This window comes from Armatimonadota bacterium (genome assembly GCA_035527535.1).
In the GTDB taxonomy this organism is placed as follows: Bacteria; Armatimonadota; Hebobacteria.
The window spans coordinates 1-5,214 of sequence record DATLAK010000029.1; the positions used below are offsets into that span (position 1 = coordinate 1).

A 5,214-nucleotide genomic window follows, 5' to 3' on the forward strand; every position below is an offset into this window, starting at 1 on the left:
CCCACCGAGCTTCCGACGGCAAGGTCAGCCGTGACACCGAGGGCGCACAGGCGACGCAGAAGCTTCTCTCCGCGTTCCTGTCGCACTCGCCGGAACCCATCGCCACGGCCAAGGACTTGGCGGAACACATGGCGCGGCTGACCCACCCCATCCGCGACATCACTGTCACAGCCTTCGCGCGCGGTGAAGCGTCCAATCTGGTCGCCGGTCTGCACGAGGCATTCCAGAAGACGCTCGTGCCCGACCTCAAGGTTCCCGGCTTCGCCGACATGTTCGCGCAGACGCTGGCCTACGGGCTATTCGCCGCGCGCATCAACCACAAAGGACCTGAGCCTTTCCGTCGCCGCGACGCCGCCGCGGAGATACCCAGAACCAACCCCTTCTTGCGCCAGCGCTTGTCTGGACGCGGCCCACATTCATCTGAACAGCAGGCGCTCTCAGAGCGATTGGGTCCACGAGCTAGGAAACCGAATCTCTTGCCTTCATATCTCGGACAATGACCGCAGCCTATCGCAGCACTTGCCTCCCGGCCGGGGAACGATAGACTGGCGAGACCTCTTGGGTGCGCTGGTGAGCCAAGGGCTGAGCGTCCCGACGGTGATCGAGGTGCCCGGCGTCGCTGAGGCAAAGGTGAGCATCGAGTACTTGCGATTGATCAACACAGCACCCCAGACACCGAAGACTGACCACTGATCCGTAGAGGCAAGAGACGGTATTGACACCTGGCCCGGGTCCGATAGAATGGAGCCAGCCTGAGCGGCCCTGTGGTCGCGACGATGGGAGGCGATGCCGATGAGTGAAGCGTGCGCTTACGAGCGCTGGGTGTGGGTCGAGCTCATCGGTTTCGACAATCGCGCGGATGACCTCGGCGCCGCTGCCTACCTCGATACGCTCGGCTTCATCCCCGACGCGATCGCCCTCTTTGTCTTCTCCCCCGATTTCGTGCTTACCCACAGCGGCTTGGCGACGGAGAAGGACCTACCCCCAGATTGCTGTTCCTACGGCGGGCATCCGTTCAACGCCGAGCGCGACCGGCAGGTCTGGAGCACCCACCAGGTGCGTCGCCTGACCGACGAACTGCATCGCCGCGGCGTCGCGGTCTTCCTCTCGACCATGACCTTCTTCCTCAACAACGCTTTTCACCAGGAGTGGGTGAGCGATCACCGGGAGCTGCTCGAGACGCGGCGAACGGGAGACAGCGGGCCGAACATCAACGCACTCAAGCGGCTTCGCGACGGCACGTACTACGAGGAGCTTTTCGTCCCGCAGCTCGTCGCAGTCATGCGTGACTACGGATTCGACGGCTGGCACGCCGCCGATGGCAACGGCCCGCTGTTTCTGCCCCTGAACGAGGCTGACTACTCCGACGACATGCTCGGCCAGTTCGCCGCGAGCACCGGGATCGCGCTGCCGGCGCCCATCGCCGGCCCGTGCGACGGCAACCCGGCTCGCATGATGGAGCGCGCCGACTGGATCTGGGCGCACCGGCGGCGCAGGTGGATCACGTTCTACGCCGACAGGTGGGCCGGCTTCCATGCGAAGGTCGCGAGCGCTCTCCATGACTGTGGCAAGCGCCTCATGGTGAACTCGGCCTGGACCAGAGACCCCTTCGAGGCGCTCTACCGCTACGGCATGGACTACCGGAAGCTTGCCGCAGCCGGCGTCGACGGCTTCGTCGTCGAAACCGTCGCCGGCGCTATCAGCCTCGAAGCCGGCGGCCCCAACCGCCACTATGACTACCTGGCCATGCTCATGCTGATCGGCGCGTGCGTGCCCGATTCGAAGCTCATCGTGCTGCACAGCGTCGGCGATACCAACGAGCAGTGGGATCTTCTCCGTCACGCGCCAGCCGTGCTCGAGCGCGAGATCTGCATGCTCGCCAATACGTATCACTGCGGCGCAGACGGCCGGCCTGCCCGCTGTGCGACCGGCCTCATGGTGTGCCTCGGCGATGGCCTCCGGCGCGAAGAGTGGACCCGCCTGCGCGAGACCTGGGAGGTGGCCTTTGCGGGCGTGCCGCGCGGGTTGCCGGGCGCGAGCGTGGTGTGGTCCGACGCGGTCCTGCATAACCAGCTCGACGACTTCATCGCGACCGGACGGTGGCCCACGCACAGGATTCTGTTCCACCTGATGGCCGAAGGGGCGCCCGTGCAGTCCACGGTCAACGTCCGGGACGTGGACCAGGTGACGGGTCCGCTGGTGGTCATCAACCCCGGCCTCTTCCCCGAAGACGAGCTGCGCTCGATCTTCAGCCGCGCGCATGCGGCCATCATCCTCGTCGGCGGCGCCACGGGTTCACTTCCTCCGCCCGACGTGCGATTTGAGGATGTGCACCCGCCGCACCAACTCGTCTGCTGGGCGTACGGGGTGGGAGAAGCGCCAACCGTGAGCATCGAGGACGCCCCAGAGGCGGAAGCACGCGCCGGCGCCGGGGACGCGCGCGAGCCGCTCACCTTCACACAGGACCTGCCAGGCCGCATGGTGTCGCCGGCGTTCCTGCGTGCGTGCGTGCGCATGATCTGCGAAGCGGCGGGGGCGCCCGCGCTCCGCGGCGATCGTGAGTCCGTGCGGGTTCTCGCGATGGAAACGGCCGGCCGTGCGCTGCGCGTGCTGGTGGAGAGTGATCGCGCCTCCTACGCCAGGGCCGAGGTGGACATGGGTCAGCCCATCGAAGCCGTCCGCCTCGCGACCCGATTCCCCGTGACCCGCATCGTCCCTGACGGCGCGCGGTTTACGGTCAAGGTTCCGCCCAAGGGGATCGTGGCGCTCGATGTGACCCTCGCGCGTTAGCCGACCCCTCCACGAGCGCAGGGCGACGCAGAGGATTCCCCACAGGCTCCGGGCGGGCGTTCAGTCCTCGTCCTCGGAGTCGTCCCGCGCCTCTCCCGTTTCCGGCGCGGGTTCCTCGCCTGAGTCGGGGAATTCCTCTTCTTCTTCCTCTTCGCGATCACACCCGGCTTCGAGGGCCGGGGCGCGTTGTCGTTTCTCTCCCTAGCCCTGAACCTGATTGAGCCCCGCTATCCGGCCGGGGCGGCGACGTTGAGGCCGATCTCCACGGAACCCTGACTGTGGTTGCGCAGGTCGAGCTTGCCCCGCACCTGGTTGCCCATGATCACCGCCGATTGCACCGCCGCGCCGAGCTCGACTTGCGGGCTGGGCCGGGAGAACGTGCAGCCGATCACGGACAGCGAGCCTTCGCTCGCCTGGATCGCGGGCACCCCTTCCCGCCAATCTTGGAAGTGGCAGTTGTTGAAGCTGACCACGCCCTTGCCGGCGACCGACGCGATGTGATGCGCCGGCCCCCAGAAAGCGCAGTTCTGGAACTGCACCGCGCCGGTGTTGGTCGCCAGCACGCGCACCTCGACCGGCTCTTCGCCCAGAAAGGCGACGAACTCGCCGTTGGTGATCAGCAGACCGTAAGGCTGGCTGGCCTCGACGATGACGCTCGTCTGGTTCGCGTCCGAGCCGATGCCGAGGAAATTGCCGTTAGTCGCTCCGGCCTCGGTTTGGATGAAGCGATAGCCGACCTTGTATCCCCAGTTGAAGGTATTCAGCACATATTCCCAGTCGGTGCGCCCGAAGATGAACGCCTCGCCGTGCTCGTGGTTGAACTTGACCGCCTGGGAGTTGGCGTCACCATGCGCCCAGAACGGCCAGAAGTGCACGTTCTCGATGCGGCCGATGTCGTAGCATTGGTCAACGAAGATGCCCTTGCGCAGCGGCTGGCCGTAGAGGTTGCGGATGTAGTGACGGCCCGCCGGACGAGTGCCGAAGTCCACCCCCAGGTAGGGATTCACGAGCAGACAATCAATGATCGAGGGGTTCTCCCCTCCCCGGCCGGCGATGCACCAGGGGTAGGGTTTGATGGCATCGGGCTTCTGGTTGGGATAGAAGACGGTGATGCCCCTGAGGGTCGAATTGGTGCCCAGGGAGATGAAAGGCGGCCCCTCCTCGGAGCCTTCGCCCTCGACCGCGAGCAACGTGGTTCCCTTGTACTCTGAGTGGGCGCTGGGGGCCGTCCACACGCCGCTGAGGGTGACGTGGTCGGGGAGGTCCAGATGGCCCTTGATCAGGAAGTTCCCAACGCCCGCCTCGACGATGCCGCCCGCTGCCGCCGCTGCCTCCAGCGCTCGTTGGAAGGCGGCTGTGTCATCGGTCTGTCCGTCCCCCTTCGCCCCGAAATCGCACACATTTATTGACGACACGGTTGGCCCTTTCTCCGCTGCCGCGGCCGACAGCGTAGTTACACCTAACAGCACCGCCGCGATCAGCACCCGAATAGATGACATGGGCTTCGCCCTCCCCTTCTCACCTTGGGTGGATCGAACTTCGCTGCGCCCGGCGACACTCCTTCCTTGTCGAGGCGATCCGGCGCCGGGTCATGGCGGGGGGCGGTCGTGCGTTGGACGACGTGACCGGCGCGCGGCGCAAGGATTGACCTGGGCGGCGGCGGCGGCTATAATGAATCCGGATCAGGAACCGCCCGCGAGGGCGTGCGATCCGGACACCCCAGTGATACATCGGACGTACAGCCGCATCCCACACCGCCTGGCAACCCATGGAGCCCGCCGCGGCCTCAGGCTGAGCGCAAGCCTGGTGGGTGCGCTGATGATGATGTTGTCAGCCCGGCCGGGGTCGGTGCAGGCGCCGGGCTCGCCGGCCGCGCCGCCTGCCGGGCCTCGCGCCCCCGACGCCAAGGTGGCCGACGTCACCCCCTTCCGGGTGGTGGTCCTGGTCAGCTCGTACGGCGGCATGGATACGGTCAGCATACTCTTCCCGGCGTCTCAGCCCCACGACCAAGTCGCCCGCATAGTCACGCGCCTGGGCGAGCTTGGCGGCTGGCAGCCGGTGGATGTGCGAATCAAGGACCATCCCTTCGTCTCGTTCTGGCAGGACGCCACGGAGAACCATCCGGCGGCAATGCTGCAGACCTTCGTCGAGTTCGGCGCGCCGGGAGTCATCAACCACCGCGAGCACTGGATAAACCTGGACCCGTTCATTCTCGGGCTTAAGGACTACACCCCGCTGCGGGTGGCCTTGGCGCTGGCTGATGATATCGCCGTAACCGGACCGGGGAATGTGACCAATAACACGGTACAAATAGAGTGTAGCCGGCAACCGAACTCGGTCGTCTTCGACATCACCGTCAAGGATTCCGACCTCACCGCGACCGGCGTGCCCACGCACCCGCCAACGCCACCGGTATCGCCGACG

At 66.1% G+C, this 5,214-nt stretch carries 4 protein-coding genes; 3 read left to right on the forward strand and 1 reads right to left on the reverse strand.

The window, feature by feature from the left end; all coding sequences use genetic code 11:
• The coding region (locus VM221_01600; protein ID HUT73511.1) for a hypothetical protein at positions 1-500 on the forward strand (500 nt) is incomplete at its 5' end.
• A 322-nt stretch (positions 501-822) separates the two neighbouring features.
• A complete protein-coding gene (locus tag VM221_01605) occupies positions 823-2,790 on the forward strand; it encodes a hypothetical protein (protein HUT73512.1) in 1,968 nt (655 codons plus the stop codon).
• A 227-nt stretch (positions 2,791-3,017) separates the two neighbouring features.
• On the opposite strand, the gene VM221_01610 is transcribed toward VM221_01605, so the two are convergent.
• Positions 3,018-4,289, reverse strand: a complete 1,272-nt coding sequence (locus tag VM221_01610; protein HUT73513.1) for a glycosyl hydrolase family 28-related protein — start codon at positions 4,287-4,289, stop codon at positions 3,018-3,020.
• 319 nt (positions 4,290-4,608) lie between these two features.
• Here VM221_01610 and VM221_01615 point away from each other — a divergent pair.
• The coding region (locus tag VM221_01615; GenBank protein ID HUT73514.1) for a hypothetical protein at positions 4,609-5,214 on the forward strand (606 nt) is incomplete at its 3' end.

What these genes read in the sequence shown, in the direction of transcription:
- VM221_01610 (HUT73513.1), bottom strand. Translation starts at nt 4,289, where the DNA reads ATGTCATCTATTCGGGTGCTGATCGCGGCGGTGCTGTTAGGTGTAACT.